The organism is Amycolatopsis sp., assembly GCF_025464955.1.
Classification (GTDB): domain Bacteria; phylum Actinomycetota; class Actinomycetes; order Mycobacteriales; family Pseudonocardiaceae; genus Amycolatopsis.
This window is the reverse complement of record NZ_JAODNM010000167.1, coordinates 56,759-73,259: the sequence shown is the minus strand read 5'-3', so window position 1 is coordinate 73,259 and position 16,501 is coordinate 56,759. Positions and strand designations below refer to the sequence as shown.

Sequence of the window (16,501 nt, the reverse complement as noted above, 5' to 3'; positions counted from 1 at the left end):
GTTGCGATCCTTGCGGACGCTAACTATCGCAACTCGACGGCGAGTTGCGATCTAGAACGGACTGAACCTCACACCGTAGCCAGCAGTTGCAGCACGATGGCGGCGGCGTCGGCGACGCGTTCGGAGGGCCAGCCATCCGGGTCTTCGACGCTGGAAATGAGAAACCCGCGCATAAGCAGGTACAGGATGTCCGCGGCACGTTCGGGGTGTGGGATGTTTTCGCCGAGCAGGAGTTCGAGGATGCCGAGACGCTCCTGTTTCGCCTCCTCGCGGACGGCGTCGCGCGCGATGGAGTCCGGGTCGTTCATCGACAGCATCTCGATCCAGAGCGAACGCAGCGCGCGGTCGTCGGGCGTGGTGGTGGTCCAGTAGCGGGCGAAGGCGAGCAGGCGCTCGCGGCCGACGAGGCCGTCGAGTCGGGTTTCCATCTCCTGGCGCCAGATGCTCAGCGCGAAGCGGGCGGCGTTGGCCATCAGGTCGGCGCGATTGCGCACATAGTGCGTCACCACCGTCGTCGAACCGCCGAGGTGCCCGGCCACCGTGCGGATCGTGACCGCTCGCGCGCCCGACTCCTTCGCGACGGCGATGGTGGCCGACGCGATCGCGTCCAGCCGCTGGGAGGTGTCGACGTCCACGGGCATGCGGACACTCTAGTCCGAGGGTTGACAGGCCACCGAGCAGGTACAACACTGTTGCACATCATATGCAACGTCGTTGTACAACAACGTTGCCACGCCCGCTCAAGGAGTGCTCATGGACGACCTCTGGCGTTGGTCCGCCACCGAACTCGCCACCGGGATCCGGACCGGACAGGTCTCGGCCGAGGCGGCGGCCAGGTCATGCCTGGACCGGATCGCCGAGGTCAACCCCGCGCTGAACGCGCTGTCCGGAATCTCCGAGCGCGACACGCTGGCGGCCGCCCGGCACGCTGACCAGGCGATCGCCGCGGGCGAGGACGTCGGGCCGCTGCACGGAGTGCCGGTCGCCGTCAAGATCAACACCGAGCAGACGGGGCACGCCACGTCGATGGGCGTGTCCGCGTTCGCCGACACGATCTCCGACGGCGACGCGTTCTGCGTTGCCGAGCTCCGCGCGGCAGGCGCGATCATGTTGGGCCGCAGCAACAGCCCGGCCTTCGCCCTGCGCTGGTTCTCCACGAACGACCTGCACGGCCGCACACTCAGCCCGTGGGACCCCGGCCGCACCCCGGGCGGCTCCAGCGGCGGCGCGGCCAGCGCGCTCGCGTCCGGAATGGTCCCACTCGCCCAGGCCAACGACATCGGCGGCTCGATCCGCTACCCCTCGTACTCCTGCGGCGTGGTCGGCATCCGCCCGACCGTCGGCCGGATGCCGATCTGGTCGGACGCCGACAAGTCCGGAATGGACAGTCCACTGTCGTTCCAGTGCATGGCCGTGCACGGGCCGATGGCCCGCACCGTGTCCGACGTCAGGCTCGCGTTCGACGTCATGTCCACAGTGGATCTTCGCGACCCGTTCAGCGTTCCCGCTCCGGCAGCCCGCAACCGGGCGACGGACTGCCGAAAGTCGGCGTCGTCCGCGATGTCGGGCTGGCGAAACCGCATCCGGCGGTCGATGCCGCGCTTTCCGCTGCCGCGGAACGGCTCGAACACGCCGGATACGTGGTCGAAGAGATCGAACTCCCCTTACTCGGCGAAGCCGCACGGCTCTGGTCCTTGCTGGTCATCGGCGACATCGGCCTGATGATGCCGACGGTCGAGGAGTTCGGCGACGACTCGGTCCGGGAGTCGCTCGCCTCGCAGCTCGCGATCAGGTCCGAAATCTGGGGCGATGGCTTGGACTTCGCTGCCTACGGCAACGGAATGGCCAGGCGCGGGACACTGATCACCCAGCTCCAGCAGCTACTGGGTTCGGACCGCCTCCTGCTGACCCCGGTTTCCGCCGAACCACCGTTCGAACAGGACGCCGACCTGACCGGCCCGAACCGGACACGGGAACTCATCGCCGCGCAATGGCCGATGACCGCGGTACCCGTACTGGGTTTCCCCGCCGTCGCCGTACCGACCGGAGTCCACGAAGGACTGCCGACCGGGGTCCAGCTGATCGGCGGCCGCTTCGAAGAGAACCTCCTGTTCGATGCCGCCGCGGTGATCGAGACGGTCACCGGACGGCTGACGCCGATCGACCCGATGGGCTCAGTCAGCGTGTCGCACGGGTAGTTCGGACAGCCGAAGCTCGTCGAGCGGGGAAGGTCGCCGGTCGAGGCGCGCGGACAACATGTCGGCCGCCTCGGCCTGACGGCCGGCGCGGATCAGGGCATGCACCAAAGTATCTTCGACGACTTCCCGTTGTGCGTCACTTCCACCGACTCGGCTCAGCTTCGGCCGCACAAACCGAAGCATGTCGACCGCGGTCGTCCAGCGCTGCTCCACAATCGCCGCCAGGCCCGCACACAATGGCGCAACCACTTCGGCGAAAGTGGACGACGTGTGGTCGCGTGCATGACGCTGCAGGCGCACCAAGCTATCCGCGTCGTGGGCCGCGGCGAACGCGATAGCCGCGTGCATCGCCGCGAACGGGCTCGGCGGGCGGACCAGCCACTCCGCGGGTGCCGCCTCGAGCAACGGTTCGACCTCGGCTTCGTCGTCGGGCCGGCCGGTCACTTCGCACCGCCACAGCAGGGACGCCGAGTCGACCAGCACACGGGCGCCGGTGACCGACGGGGGCGCGAGATCGCGCGCATAACGGCGTCGCACGGCCGTGTCGTCGACCAGCATCAACTCGTGCAGCGCGGCATGCCAGGAGAAATGCGCACGCCCGTCCGCCGACGCGCCGAACTGCCGGATCCACTGGTCGATCCAGGCGAGGCCAGGCCGGTGTGCGCCGGTTTCGTAGAAGACGTGCGCGCGGGCGTGCACCGCGTGTCCGGACGCCGGTTCCTCCGCCAGCGCTCCGGCGGCAAGCGTTTCCGCTTCCTCCCACCGTTCCTGCTCCTGCCGGACGAAGGCCAACTGACTCGAATACCACCAGTCGTCACCGTAGGTCCGGCCCAAGCTCTCGACCAGCGACCAGGAATCCTTGCCCCGGGTGATCCCGCCGAACGCGATGGTCGGCACGGCAACGCTGATCGCGAGCGCGTCACGGGGGTGGTCGACGATGTGGCTGAGCAGCGCGCGGCCACCCGCCGCGGGATTCGCCATCCGCGCGGTCACCGCGGCGACGAAACTTTGCTCACGCTCGTCGGTGCGGACGACTCCGGCGTCGACCGCGGACCGCATCCTCGACGCGACATCCACCGGCGCGCCCCATTCGTGGCCGAGCAGGGCGATCGTGGCGTGGCCGACCACAAAACCGGGATCGGCAGCCACCGCGTCGGCGAAGCGTTCCAGAGCTCCATGCTGACCGCGAAGAATACGATCGACGCCTTCGTTGAAGGCCTCGGCCGCCTGCCGTGTCGTACTCAAGGGGAGGCCGTAACGGTCGCGGGGTTTGCGAGTCGTTTTCGGCGCGTCCAATAAGGACAGGATGCCGTCGGCAACGACGTCCGCCTGCTCGCGGATCTCCGGAAACGCGTTCGTCTCCCAGAGATTTCCCGCCCGGAGCGAACCCAGTGTCCACAACGGAACCGCCGCCGGTCCTGCCGTCCGCAACCTGCCGTCTTCAGCCGTGTCCAGCCCGAGGCCGTGCGGCCCGGCCCGCGCAAGCCCGCTGTCGAGCAGACCGGAGAGCAGCGGATCGCGGACCGCCCGCGGATCCCGTTCCGGTCCGGTGCAGTTGACGACGGCGCCGACGCGCACGGCACGACCGTCGGAGAGGACGACCCGCAAGCCGTCACGGTCGGTTTCGCCGGTGAGCACCTGGCCGGCCCGTACCAGCAGCCTGTCCTCGGTGCGGATGCGCCGAACCTGATCGGCGACGGCCGGGGCCATCCGGTGCCGGTGGATCTCCCACAACCGGGACGGCGAACCGAGGAACCGCTCCTGGTCGGGTTCGGACAGTCCACTCCAGACCCGCGCGGTGACCGGCCGGAAGCTGTCGATGGCCGCCCGCCACCCGAGCCCGTCTCGCGCCGACGTCCGCACGTGCTGGAGAACCGCGCCGCGTAAGGACTCCAGGTCGGCGCAATCCGACAGATCAGGTGCCGGGAAGTCGGGAACCGGGGTCGACGAATGACGCCGTGGCAGCAGTCCGTGCCGGGACACCGCGTGCAGTGTCCGCTGTGGCCGGTCGAGCGCGAGTGCCATGTCGACCATGGTGAGCCCGGTCCCGACCAGAAGAACGTCCTCGGTGTCCGAAATGGACGCGAGCGCTCCTGGCGCCCAAGGGTTTCGGACAAACCTGGACGACGCGCGTACTTCGGCAGGCGCCCAGTCGCAGCCGGGCGGAAAGACACCGATCGCGAGCAAAGCCGCCTGCACTTCGACGACGGCGCCGGACGACAGGCTGAGCGCGATCCCGCCGGCACGGCGTTCGGCGCCGACCGCCCGCTCGCGCACTCGGCGCAACCGTGCAGTGCCACCGCGTTGTTCAGTTTCCTCGAGCACTTCGTCAAGGTAGGTCCCGAAATATCGCCGCGGCAGATACTCCCCCGCTTCGACGTCACGGCCCAGCCGAATGCGGGCCCAGCACAGGAAATGGTCCGGATCACCGGCGACCGCGCTCAAGGTGCCCACCGGGACGTTCAGCACATGGCTGGACTCACGCGTGGAATACGCCACGCCGCGACCGGTCGACTTCGCCGGATCGACCAGCAGGACGTCAAGCGCGATACGACGTTCCTCGGCGGTCGTCAGCAGCCGGACAGCGGCGATGACACCCGAAGCTCCGGCCCCGACGATCGCGACCTTCCGCCTGCCGTGTGCCAACGGGAACCTCCGGGGCTGAGAACTGGACAACCTGTTCGGAGCCTAGCTTCGCTGCAGCGCAGGTGAAACGTGAATGCCCGAATGCACAGCGCAGTCACAGCACCTGACAGCCGAACCACAGGTCAGCGGCCGGGACCGGGGTCAGTTCACGCAGGTTTGGCCACCGGCGGTGATCGCGGCCGGCGCGGGAGCCGGCGGCGCGGTCGACTGCGCGGTGCCGGTGTCGAGGTCCGTGGCGCTGTAGTCCCCACCGAGGTAGACCCGCAGATGCCCCGCCGCGAGGCTGGAATCGGCGGCGAGCGGAATGTCGCCGCCCAGTGCCTCCGCCACACGGCGGGCGACGGCCAGGTCACCGCTGGGGTAGTCGAGCGTCGACGTCCGGCGACTGGCGACGTCCGACACGGTTCCGGTGCCGTAGCCCTGCGCGGTGAGGCTCTGCCGGACCTGGTCGCCGAGTGCCTTGGTACCACTGGCATTGCGGATGTCGACGGTGACGTTCTCGTCGCCGGTCGTGGGCGCGGCGGCCGGGGGCGCGCTCGGAGTGGCAGCCGGGGCCGGGGCCGTACCGGCGGGTGTACCGCTGTCGCCGGCCGCGCTGATCGCGGCCTTGATCGCGGCCTGCACCTGGCTCGGGTCGACCTGTACGGCTTCGCCGTCGCCCGGGGTGCGCAACGCGACGTTGAGCACGGGGATGGTCTGGAAGGCGATCTTGCCCGAGCTCATGCTCTGCATCTGCTGGGCGAACCCGAGCACGTCCCAGTTCTGGTCGAGCGTGACGGTCTTCTTCACCGCGTCGATGAGGCTGCCCAGCTTCGCCGGGCTGGTCAGCGTGCCACCGGAAAGCACGGACTTCGCCAGGCTGGCCATGAACACCTGCTGGCGCTTGATCCGGTCCAGGTCCCCGCCCGGCAGCCCGTGCCGCTGCCGCACGAACGCCAGCGCCTGCGCGCCGGAAATGGTCTGCGGTCCCGCCGGGAAGTTCGCACCGGAGTACGAATCGTGCACGGCGGCGTTGAGGCACACCGGAACCCCGCCGATGGCCTGGCTGATGTCGTAGAACCCGACCAGGTTGACCGACGCGAAATGGCTGAACGTGAGCCCGGTGAACTGCTGGACGGTCTGGATCGCGTTCTTCGCACCCGCTTGCGCCGCCTGCACGTTCAGCTGCGGGCCGCTTACCCCTTGTGCGCGCAGCTTGCTCGCGGCCGCGACCTGAGCATAGGTGTAAGCCGAGTTGATCTTGTGCTTCCCATACCCACCGGCCAGCTGCACATACGAGTCACGCGGGATCGAAAACGCCGTCGCTCCGCCGCCACCGGCCGGGATGTGGATCGCGATCATCGTGTCGGTGTTGTCTCCGCCGTCGCTGCCGGAACCCGCGTGCAGCTGGTCGAGAATCGCCTGCGGCAGCGGGACGCCCTGCGCGTCGGTCCGGGTGTCCAGGCCGACGAGCAGGATGTTCTGCTCCTCGGCGGGACCAGCCGAACTCGCGGCGCCGGGGTCGATGACGTCGGCGGTGGTCAGGCCGTCCTGCAGGTTGCGCACCTGGGACCAGGCCACTCCGGCACCCGTCACCACCAGCACGGACAACACCGCGACCGCGATCTTGCCCGCGCGCAGTGCTCCCTGAGGCCGTGGTCGATCACGCACAGTCCCCGGTGTCCTTTCCCGTCACGAATTTCGCCCAGCCTGTCCGCAGCGGCGTGTGGCAACGGTAAGAAGCCCGCAGGCGCCGGGCTCGTTCGCGCCCGGCAGCCGAACTCCCGTTGTACGCCCAGACCTATGACCGAACCATCCGCGCGCATCGGGACCGCCGCCGGGGTGCCGTTTTCGCCGCTGCCCCGGCGTGCACTGACAACATGGAGTCAGACGTGAGCCGGCTGTGCCCGCCGACCGGGACCAACAGGCCGAAACCGACCAGATCCGGCAGACGTTCAGTCGCGGGCAATACCTGCCGTGCTCGTCGCCAGGACGGCCAGCGTCCGTTGCTCACCGAACAGGTGGCCGGTCTCGCAGTGCACGACGAGGGCCTCGCGGGCGTGCCTGACGGCTTCAGCGGTGCCACCAGCGGCCGACCAGCCTTCGGCGAGAGCAGTGAGTGCCAGGCCTTCGAGCACGCGGTACCCCGTCTGCCGGGCGAGAGCCAGCGCCGGCCCTGCATGCTCGACGGCCTGCACGGAATCGCCGAACCGAAGCCAGGTCGCGGCCGTCCCTAGCCGGATTTGGATCTCCTCGACCTGTGCGTCGATCTCCTGGGCTTGGTCCAGGGCGCGCTCGAAGTGGTCGAGTGCCTGCCGGTGCTCGCCGTGGGCACTCAGCGCCGCCCCCAACGCGCCGCGGCCGGCGGCTTCCGTGCGCTGGTCCGAAGTCTCACCGGCAAGTGCGACAGCCGAATGCGCGTCGTCGAGGGCTTCGGCATACTCCTCGGCGTCGTAGTGGACTTGGGACAGCAGGGCCAGCGCCTGCGCTTCGTCGTTGCGGGCACCGATTTCCCGATACATATCCCGCGCCGTCGTGACGTGCTTGGTGGCGTCGACCAGCTCACCTCGTTGCCACGCAACGGACCCCAGGTAGTAGTGGGCATCGGCTTCACCATGCCGACCGCCGAGTTCCCGGTGCATGGCGAGAGCTTCCGCGTAGTGCGCGGCCGCCGAGTCCAGCTCTCCGCTGTGTTCAAGAACGCAGCCGAGATTTACCAGCGCGATCGCCACGCTGTGGGGAGCGTCCACTTCCCGGAACAACGCGAGCGCCTCGGTGTAGCGAAACCCAGCTCGGCGCAGGTCGCCCTGGCTCTCGTCGATCAGGCCGAGATTGGTGTGTGCGGCCGCCTGCCCGAGCACCCATCCGCTGTCGCGGGACAGTTCGAGCACGTTCAGGTAGCGGGCACTCGCCTCCTCATAGCGGTTCCGCGCGTAGTCGGCCAGTGCAAGTCCGAACTGCAGCGCGGCCTCGACCCTCGGTTCGCCCGACGCCGCGGCCAGTGCGATGTTCGCCGTGGCCAACCAGTCCGGGAAGTCGCGTCGCAGATAGAAGTAGCCACGCAGAGTGTCCGCCAGCAGCCAGCCGAACGGACGCGGCGCGTGGCCGACCGCCGCGACCAGGTTCGCCCGCTCAGTGTCCAACCAGGACAGTGCCGCGGGGTGGTCGGTGAAACCGGTTACCGGGGGTTCGGCCCCGACGACCGGCAGGCGGAGCATGTACGGATAGAGCAACACGGCCGCGGCGTCGGCGTACCCGAGGTAATGGGCGACCAGTCGGGTCAATGCGGCGGTTCGCTCATCCACGGACTCCAGTTCCAGTGCGCATTCGACGGCGTACCGGCGCAGGAGGTCGTGCAAGGTGTACCGGCCAGGGGTGCGCTGCTCGACGAGGTGAGCCACGACGAGCTGGTCGAGCACCCGCGCCGCCCCACCCGCCGGCAGGCCGGTCAGCGCGGCGGTGGAAACCACGCTGAGGTCCGGGCCGGGCAGCACTCCCAGCAATCGGAACGCGCGCTGCGCATCTGGCGCCAAACCGGCGTAGGACAATCCGAACGCGGCGCGGACAGCGGTCTGGGTGTCTCCGTCGACGGCGAGAGCCGCCAGGAGGTCGTCGTCGCGCAGCCGCGCCACGTAGTCCTCGATGCGACCGGGCTGACCGACCACCTGCGCCGCGGCGATGCGCAACGCGAGCGGCAGGCACGCGCACGTTCGCGCGAGTTCGGCGACCGCCTCCGGTTCGGCGCCGACGCGGTCCGCGCCGATCATCCGGCCGAGCAGAACGATGGCCTCACGCTCGCTCAGTACGTCCAGTGGGACCCGGCGTGCGGCATCGATCGCGACCAGTCCGTCGAGGCGGTTCCGGCTGGTGACTACGACGACGCAACCTGGCCCCGCCGGGAGGAGCGACCTGACCTGCTCGGCTCCGGAAGCGTTGTCCAGTAACACAAGCATGCGCTTGTCGGCCAGTATGCTCCGATACAGCCCGGCTGCCTCAGCCTGGTCAGGCGGGACATCGGGCGGCGGCACGCCGAGCGCGCGCAGGAAACCGAACAACGCCTGCTCTGGCGCCAGCGGCGGATCCGGATCGTAGCCGCGCAGGTTGACGTACAGCTGACCGTCCGGGAATCGATCCCGGACGCGGTGGGCCCAGAACACGGCCAACGCGGTCTTGCCCACCCCCGCCGTCCCGGCGATCACGACCGCCGACAGCGGATGCGCGGCCGCCGCGTCCAGCCGGGCCAGGGTTTCGGCACGACCGGTGAAACCGGCGACCGCGGGCGGCAGCATCGCGGGCACGGGACGCGGCGGCACCGGACGCGGGATGTCGAGTTCGGCGTCGTTGCGGAGAATCGCCTGTTCGAGCCGCTGCAGCTCAGCCCCCGGATCGATGCCCAGCTCGTTGGCGAGGTGGGCGCGGATACGCCGCGAGACCTCCAGCGCACGGCCCGCGCGTCCGCCTCGGTAGAGCGCGAGCAACAGCTGCCCCACCAATCGTTCACGGGTCGGATGAGTGTCCACAAGGGACGTCAACTCGTCGATGATCTCGTGGTGGCGGCCGAGCCGCAGCAGGGCGTCCAGCCGATCCTCGACAGCGAGCAGCCGAACCTCTTCGACACCGGAACACAACCGCTCACGCGTCAGCCACGACGCCGTCCCGGCCAGCGCTGGACCCCGCCACAGGCTCAGCGCTTCGTCGAGCAACTCCACTCTTGGCTGATCTTCGCCGGTCTCGCGGGCCTGCGCGGTCAACGCCCGGAACCGGTGGACGTCGATCAGCTGCGGGTCCGCGCGCAGCAGGTACCCCGGGCCCTCCGTCAGCAGCTCGAGGTCGCCGTTGCCGGCCAGCAGCGAACGCAGCTGCGAGACACACACCCGGACGGCGTGCGTGGCCGTGGCCGGCGGCGGGGCGTCCGGCCAGATCAGATCGACCAGGCGGTCGAGCGGGACCATTCGGTTGACTTCCCACGCGAGCACCGCGAGGACCAGCCGTCGCTGACGGGGCCCGAGCGGGACGACGTCAGCGCCCTCACGGGCCTCCACCGCCCCCAGTAACCGCAGTTCCATGCCACCCCTCGGCTTCAGACCTCGGGTACAGGTGCGGTGGGAACAGCTGGAGGTACCTCTCGAACGGGCGGCATGCGGTCAGCGTGCTGGACCGGTCCAATGCTGGTCAACCCGGCTCGACGCGATCAACTGGCCACGCGGGCCAACCTGGCCATCGCCTCCGTCCTGCTCTGGACGCCCAGCTTCCGGTAGGCGAGTGCTCGGTAGTTGCGGACAGTCTTCACCGCGATGCCCAGTCGGACCGCGATCGCGGCATCCGAAAGGCCGCTCGACACGAGGTCGAGGAACTGGCGCTCCCGGACGCTGAGCACCGGATCCGCAGGTGGAAGCGGGCCCGTCAGCCAGTGGGTGACCCGATCGGCGACGTCGGCGCCGAACACCGCCGCCCCCGACGCGAGGCTCCGGACCGCGCGGGCGAGGTCGTCGGCTGCGACGTCGACGCTCAGGAAACCGCGGCACCCGGCTTTGATCGCGGCGAGCAGAGCGTCCTCGTCATCTCTGCCCAAAAGGGCAAGCGCCGGCGCCCCTGGAACGGTCGCCCCGGGCAGGAGCCCCGCCAGGACGAGCACGTCGGGCCGGAGCTGCCGGACCGCGCTCTCGGCTTCCGCGGCGCCATCCTCCTCGGCGACGACGGTGATACCCGCAGCCCTCAGCAGCTGGCGCAGCTCAGGGCGGTGTTCTGGGGTGCAGGCGAGCACCACGGTCACAGGCACGGACGGCTCCTCTCGGCTGTCCGTGATCTTGACCGCGGCCGTTCAGAATCCAGTCAAATAGCGGCCGTCTCCGTCCGTTCCTGGTCGCCCAGCGTGGCGAGATGCCGTGCCCGGCGGCGATGAGTTCGAACTTCGCCTCGACCGAGGTGGTTCGACGGATTTGCGCGCCGAGGATCTCTTCAGCGTCGAGGTCCGCCATGACCAACGTCCGCCGGCGGGCGAGCGGGGTGGGTTGCGGGCAGGCAGGCGACGTTCTGCTCGCTGCCAACGGACACGATCGATCGCCACAGTGGTGAGCCGGATCTGCAGTTTCTCGACTACCGAGGGCAGGTCGTGCCCTGGTAAACGAAGGAGAACTCAGCCCTCGGCCGCCAACTGCCCGCAGGCTGCGGCGATCTCCTGGCCGCGGGTGTCACGAACCGTGCACGGCACACCACCGGCATTCACCAAGCGCACAAACTCCCGCTCAACCGGCTTCGGCGCCGCATCCCACTTCGAACCCGGCGTCGGATTCAACGGAATCACGTTCACATGCACCAAATGCCCCAAGTGCTTCTTCAACACCTTCGCCAACAACTGCGCACGCCACGGCTGATCATTGATATCCCGGATCAAGGCATACTCGATCGACACCCGACGACCCGACGTATCCGCGTAATACCGAGCCGCGGACAGAACCTCATCCACCGACCACCGGTTGTTCACCGGCACCAACGTGTCCCGAAGCTCGTCATCCGGAGTGTGCAACGACACCGCCAAGCGGACCTGCATCTTCTCGTCCGCCAACTTCCGGATCGCCGGCGCCAGACCCACCGTCGACACCGTCACCGAACGCTGCGAAATCCCCAAACCATCCGGAGCAGGCTCCGTGATCCGACGCACCGCCGCGACGACACGCTTGTAGTTCGCGAGCGGTTCGCCCATACCCATGAAGACGATGTTCGACAGGCGGCCGGGGGTGGGCACGCCGGTGGAGTCGGCCATCAGGCCGTCGCGCATGACGGCGGCGGCGGAGCGGACCTGGTCGACGATCTCCGCGGTGGACAGGTTGCGCTCGAGGCCGCCCTGGCCGGTAGCGCAGAACGGGCAGGCCATTCCGCACCCGGCCTGGCTGGAGATGCACAGCGTGGCACGGTCGGGGTAGCGCATGAGCACGGTCTCGATCAGCGTGCGGTCATGGGCGCGCCACAGGGTCTTGCGGGTGCTGCCATCGTCGCAGGCCATCGCGCGGACCTCGGTGAGCAGCGGCGGCATCAGCTCGTCGACCAGGCGCTGGCGAGACTCGGCCGGGATGTCGGTCATCGCCTCGGGGTCGACGGTCAGCCGGGAGAAGTAGTGGTTCGACAGCTGCTTGGCTCGGAAGGGCTTCTCACCCAGCTCGACCACGGCGGCGGCACGCTCGGCGGAGGTGAGGTCGGCAAGGTGGCGCGGCGGGAGCCCGCGGCGCGGGGCATCGAAAACAAGCGGGAGGACAGTCATAGCGTCTGCTAGTGTCCCATGCCGCCGCGCACAGCAGATAGATGGGCTGGTCAGCGGGCTGAGACGACCTCGTCTCCGCCTGCTGTGCAAGCGGAGACGAGGTAGCGGCCGGTCTACGCCTTACGAAGCCGGCCGATGATGCCGTCGAGGTCCGCTTTGAACAGGTAGTCGCGGACGAAGTGGCCGCCCGGCTCCTCGTGCCACTCGTGCGGGATGCCGGCGTTGTCGAGGAGACCACGGAACTCACGCTGGCCGGCGAGCACCTCGGTCTCGTTGAACTGGTCGAACGGATTGGTCGGGTCGGGGCTGGTGCCGGCGACCAGGAAGACCCGCTTGTTGCGGTAGCTCTCGAGCCGCTCGACCGGGTTGTCGGCGGTGACCCTCGCCTCGTCCCACAGCGGCACGCCGTAGATCGTGCCTCCGGCGAGGTCCTTGACGGCGGAGGACACGTTGGCCCAGTGGACCACCGCGCCGGCGTCCCGGCGCAGGCTGGCCGGTCCGGAGTGCGCGCTCACCGAAGCGAAGGTGCCCCAGTACTTGGCCGCGTACTTCAACGCGCCGAAGCCGCCCATCGAGAACCCGGAGACCGCGCGGCCGTCGTACTCGGCGAAGGTCCGGAAGTTCGCCTCGATCCACGGGAGCAACTGCGTGAGGTGGAAGTTCTCCCAGTTCCGGGGTCCGACGTTGGAGCTGACGGGATTGGCGTACCAGCCTGCCTGGCCACCGTCGGGCATCACGACGATGATCGGCTTTCCGGCCGTCCAGTCACGGATTCCTTTTTGGTCGAAAGAAATGAAATCTTCCAGTCCGCCGTGGAACAGATAAAGGACGGGATAGGTACGACCACTGGTGTGGTAGTCGTCCGGGAGCAGGACGTTGACGGCGGGATTCCAGCCGATCGCGTCGGTCTGGAAGCGGTAGTACCACATGCGGGCGTCGTTTTCGTTCCGGTCCACGATGTGCAGCCCGAAGCCGTCGTCGGCCGCGCTCGCCGTCGACGCCATCGCAACACTGGCTATGCCGCTGAGCGCCATCGCCGCGGTTATTCCACCGGCGGTCTTCAAGACACTTCTGCGGGTGGGTCGGTACTCGCTCACCAGGAACTCCTGATCGGAATCGGCATGATCGGGACTACGGATTCCCAAGGTAGCGATGACCGATGAAATCCTGATGACACAGCACCTGGCGTAGCCCGCTCACCCGATCCCTTGCCCGATCGCCCGCTGTGACCAGGAACCGGTCCCGGTTGACTGGCCGCATGCATACCGTTCGCCAGGTGGTCTCCCTCGATCACGCGATTCTGACGGGCAAAACGGCACGGCTGTCGATCGGCCGCGACGACCTGGTCTACCTCAGCGCCATCGCCGACCTCGAACGCGGGCGGATCGACGCAATCCTGCGGATGAAGGCCGACGGGTCCGACCGCACCGTGGTCGAGACGCCACGGCCGCTGTGGGGTCTGCGCAACGTGACGGCCAATGTCGACGGGGTGATGGCGCGCTGCGACTCGCACCACTCGCCGAAGGTGACCGTGCTCGCCAGGGACTTCTCCGAAGAGGGCACGGTCCCCTACACGCGGCTCGAGCCCAACTGGCGCAATCCGATGAAGGTCGAGGCGAGTGACCGCCCCGACAAGAGCTTCTACATGCTCAACCGGATCCTGCCGGACACCAAGCTCGTCGACGTCGTGGACGTGGTGTCGCCGACAGCGCCGGCGCGGGTGCTCACCGCCTTCGGCCTGCCGCTGCCCGAGGGCGGTGAGGAGCCGATCGACTTCCGGCTGCTCGTCCGTGGCCGTGGTGGTGTGGTCCACAACGCGGCCGACGCTGGTTACTCGGCTACGGCTGCGCTGTCGCCGTGCTGTCCGCGACGGAGGTCGCCATGCCGATCTACGTGACGAGGTACGTCGCCTATTGCCTACGCGCGCTGACCAGCGGAAGCACTCGCATTTTCCGACCGAGGTTGCACAACGAGCGGTTCCGATATATCGTAAGCATGTCGGAACACAACTTGGAAGGACAAACGATATGAGAAAGCCATTCCCACCCCCCCATGTACGAGAAGCGTTCGGTCCCCGTGGCCGCGGCGGCTTCGGCGAGTTCCCTCCCGGCTGGGGCCCTGGTGGCCCGGGCGGACGAGGCGGACAGGGCCGAGGTCACGGCGGACCGCGAGGGCACGGCGGCAGGCGCGGACGGCGCGGCGATGTCCGCGCGGCGATCCTGGCGCTGCTGGCCGAGCAGCCGAGGCACGGCTACGAGATCATCGGCGAGATCGGTGAGCGCAGCGGCGGCTTCTGGAAGCCGAGCCCCGGCTCGGTTTACCCCACGCTGCAGCTGCTGGCCGACGAAGGCCTGGTGACGGTGAAGGAAGAAGGCGGCAAACGCCTCTTCGAACTCACCGACACCGGCCGCGCCGCGGCAGAGAGCCAGGACTCGGTCCCGCCGTGGGAGCACATCGCCCACGACGTCGACCCCAACGAGGTCAGCCTGCGCAAAGCCGGCGCGACCCTGATGGCCGCGGCGATCCAGGTCTCCCAGGCCGGCACACCCGGCCAGAAGGCCAGGGCCGTCGACGTGCTGAACGAAGCACGGCGGGCGATCTACGGAATCCTCGGCGAGGTCGAGGAAGACTCGGCGCCGGAAGACGACGAGTGACCAGGCAGGACGAGGCCGGTGGGCTTGAACCGGGTATGCACCCGATAGCCCACCGGCAGCGTCACCCCGGCGCCGCCCGCGCCTAAGCGTGCCCGCAAAGCGTTGTCGCGCACCACATCCGCGATGGCTCGTTCAGCAACCTTCGGGCTGAACTCGATCTTCAGCACCGACTCCATGCTCGCGCGGTCGGCGAACCGCCATTCCGTCTTCACCCGGCGGCAGGCGAAACCAGCGTCGGCGAAGAACCTCTCGACGGCCGGCGGGTCGTAGTTCGGCAAGTCGGCACGCATCCAGCGGCCATAGGGCTCGCTGCGGACGTCGAGATCCACGATGACCAACGCACCGCCCGGCCGCAGCACCCGGTTCGCCTCACGCAGGCCGGGCTCGCAACCAGGACCGAAGAAGTACGCGGTGCGCGCGTGGACCAGGTCGACACTCGCGTCCGCGACCGGCAGCCGCTGCGCGGAACCATGCCGCACTTCGATCGACGGCATCTCCACGACCCTCTTGGCCGCACCGCGGAACAGCGGCTCGTGCGGTTCGACCCCGAGCACCGACTTCGCGGTCTCGGCGAACCGAGGCAGGTGGAACCCGTCGCCACAGCCGATGTCGAGAACGTCGCGACCGGTCCAGTCGAACTCCTCGCCCAGCGCACGCCAGATCGCACCGTCGACGTCCTGAGCCTGGTTCTCCACCTCGTAAGCCGTTGTGTAGTACCAGATGTTCGGGCTGGGCACCACATCCGCCTTGCGCGGGGCACGACTCGGCAGCCTTGCCGGGTCGGATCGGGGAAACCAGCGCACGGATGCTCCAACGTCGAGATGCCCTCGGCGGTTCCACGCCGATCGACACTATTTCGCGCCGAAGATCCTCCGGTGAACAAGTAGACTCACCCGAAGATCCTCAAGGAGCTCAGTATGTCTCTCAGTTCCCCGGCCAGCGAACCGGTCCTGCCCTCCGGAATCCCGTGCTGGGTCGAGCTCGGGTGCAACGACGAAGCCACCATCCAGCACTTCTACAACGGCCTTTTCGGCTGGCAGTACCAACTCAGGCGCGATCCGGCCGCGCCGACCGGCCGGTACGCCGTCGCGACACTCGGCGGCGTACCGGTCGGTGGGTGCTACCGCGTCGGCGCCGGCGGCCCCGCGGGCTGGACCATCCACCTTGCCGTGCAGAACACCGCGAGCACGGCGGAATGGGTCGAGACGCTCGGCGGGCGCGTCACGCTCGGACCGGTCGAGATCCCGGAGCGCGGAAGCATCCTGCACGCGGTCGACGCCAGCGGTGCGCCGATCGTGTTCTGGCGACCGCCGGTCAGCTGGGATTTCGGCGCCGGCGCGACCAACACGTTCGTCGGCGCCGACCTCAACACGCACGACGGCGAAGCGGCGGACCGTTTCTACCGCAAGCTGTTCAACTACACGACCCGCCAGATCGGCACCAGTGCCAGTGTCGACTACGTGGAATGGCTGCTGGCCAACGAGCCGGTGCTCTACCGCTACGTGATGGGGTCGGAATACCTGCCGGACACCCCGCCGCACTGGATGGTCTACTTCGAGGTCGACCCGGCACGCGGGACCGACGCGGCCGCCGGCCACGCCCTCATGCTGGGCGGCACCGTGGTCATCCAGCCGTACGACACACCGTTCGGGCGGATGGCCATCCTCGCCGACCCGGAAGGCGCCGTGTTCGCGATCATCGACCACACCCAGGTGCACCAGGACTGGGGCCGCGCCGAGGTGGACGACCCCTACGACGACTGAGCC

Annotated in this window: 13 protein-coding genes and 1 pseudogene; 6 read left to right on the top strand and 8 right to left on the bottom strand. The window is 68.6% G+C overall.

Annotated features, from left to right (window positions below):
• Positions 1 to 68: 68 nt before the first annotated feature.
• A complete protein-coding gene (locus JWQ81_RS42090) occupies positions 69 to 641 on the bottom strand; it encodes a hypothetical protein (RefSeq protein WP_297550952.1) in 573 nt (190 codons plus the stop codon).
• 112 nt (positions 642 to 753) lie between these two features.
• Here JWQ81_RS42090 and JWQ81_RS42085 point away from each other — a divergent pair.
• Positions 754 to 1,512: pseudogene (locus JWQ81_RS42085) on the top strand (amidase family protein); the annotation flags it as partial.
• Positions 1,404 to 2,198 (top strand): amidase family protein, encoded by a 795-nt coding sequence (locus JWQ81_RS42080; RefSeq protein ID WP_297550950.1) that lies wholly within the window; start codon positions 1,404 to 1,406, stop codon positions 2,196 to 2,198. The pseudogene JWQ81_RS42085 and the gene JWQ81_RS42080, both read left to right, overlap by 109 nt.
• On the opposite strand, the gene JWQ81_RS42075 is transcribed toward JWQ81_RS42080, so the two are convergent.
• The 5 genes from JWQ81_RS42075 to rlmN all read right to left on the bottom strand — a co-directional run bounded on the left by JWQ81_RS42075 (position 2,175) and on the right by rlmN (position 11,988).
• Entirely contained in the window at positions 2,175 to 4,844 is a 2,670-nt protein-coding gene (locus JWQ81_RS42075) for an FAD/NAD(P)-binding protein (protein ID WP_297550948.1), read from the bottom strand. The genes JWQ81_RS42080 and JWQ81_RS42075 overlap by 24 nt on opposite strands.
• Before the next feature lie 141 nt (positions 4,845 to 4,985).
• Positions 4,986 to 6,494 (bottom strand): LCP family protein, encoded by a 1,509-nt coding sequence (locus tag JWQ81_RS42070; RefSeq protein WP_297550946.1) that lies wholly within the window; start codon positions 6,492 to 6,494, stop codon positions 4,986 to 4,988.
• Between the two features lie 284 nt (positions 6,495 to 6,778).
• The gene (locus tag JWQ81_RS42065; protein WP_297550944.1) at positions 6,779 to 9,889 is read right to left on the bottom strand and encodes a BTAD domain-containing putative transcriptional regulator; all 3,111 of its coding nucleotides are present in this window, start codon (positions 9,887 to 9,889) and stop codon (positions 6,779 to 6,781) included.
• A gap of 125 nt (positions 9,890 to 10,014) precedes the next feature.
• Positions 10,015 to 10,602 carry a response regulator transcription factor gene (locus tag JWQ81_RS42060; protein ID WP_297550942.1) on the bottom strand — a complete coding sequence of 196 codons (588 nt, stop codon included), beginning with the start codon at positions 10,600 to 10,602 and terminating at the stop codon, positions 10,015 to 10,017.
• A gap of 357 nt (positions 10,603 to 10,959) precedes the next feature.
• A complete protein-coding gene (gene rlmN / locus JWQ81_RS42055) occupies positions 10,960 to 11,988 on the bottom strand; it encodes a 23S rRNA (adenine(2503)-C(2))-methyltransferase RlmN (protein ID WP_297551074.1) in 1,029 nt (342 codons plus the stop codon).
• Here rlmN and JWQ81_RS42050 point away from each other — a divergent pair.
• Complete coding sequence (locus tag JWQ81_RS42050; RefSeq protein ID WP_297551088.1) at positions 11,938 to 12,093, top strand: hypothetical protein; 156 nt, start codon at positions 11,938 to 11,940, stop codon at positions 12,091 to 12,093. The genes rlmN and JWQ81_RS42050 overlap by 51 nt on opposite strands.
• A 101-nt stretch (positions 12,094 to 12,194) precedes the next feature.
• Here JWQ81_RS42050 and JWQ81_RS42045 read toward each other — a convergent pair whose 3' ends face one another.
• The gene (locus JWQ81_RS42045) at positions 12,195 to 13,178 is read right to left on the bottom strand and encodes an alpha/beta hydrolase family protein (RefSeq protein WP_297550940.1); all 984 of its coding nucleotides are present in this window, start codon (positions 13,176 to 13,178) and stop codon (positions 12,195 to 12,197) included.
• Between the two features lie 179 nt (positions 13,179 to 13,357).
• Here JWQ81_RS42045 and JWQ81_RS42040 point away from each other — a divergent pair, with 179 nt between their 5' ends.
• Together JWQ81_RS42040 and JWQ81_RS42035 are read left to right on the top strand one after the other, a co-directional pair.
• Positions 13,358 to 13,978 carry a hypothetical protein gene (locus JWQ81_RS42040; RefSeq protein ID WP_297550938.1) on the top strand — a complete coding sequence of 207 codons (621 nt, stop codon included), beginning with the start codon at positions 13,358 to 13,360 and terminating at the stop codon, positions 13,976 to 13,978.
• 130 nt (positions 13,979 to 14,108) lie between these two features.
• Positions 14,109 to 14,735, top strand: coding sequence for a PadR family transcriptional regulator (locus tag JWQ81_RS42035; protein WP_297550936.1), 627 nt, complete (start codon positions 14,109 to 14,111; stop codon positions 14,733 to 14,735).
• On the opposite strand, the gene JWQ81_RS42030 is transcribed toward JWQ81_RS42035, so the two are convergent.
• Positions 14,681 to 15,475, bottom strand: coding sequence for a class I SAM-dependent methyltransferase (locus JWQ81_RS42030; RefSeq protein WP_297551072.1), 795 nt, complete (start codon positions 15,473 to 15,475; stop codon positions 14,681 to 14,683). The two genes, JWQ81_RS42035 and JWQ81_RS42030, sit on opposite strands and share 55 nt — an antisense overlap.
• A gap of 177 nt (positions 15,476 to 15,652) precedes the next feature.
• On the opposite strand from JWQ81_RS42030, the gene JWQ81_RS42025 reads away from it, so the two are divergent.
• Positions 15,653 to 16,498, top strand: coding sequence for a VOC family protein (locus JWQ81_RS42025; RefSeq protein ID WP_297550934.1), 846 nt, complete (start codon positions 15,653 to 15,655; stop codon positions 16,496 to 16,498).
• The last annotated feature ends 3 nt before the right edge of the window (positions 16,499 to 16,501 follow it).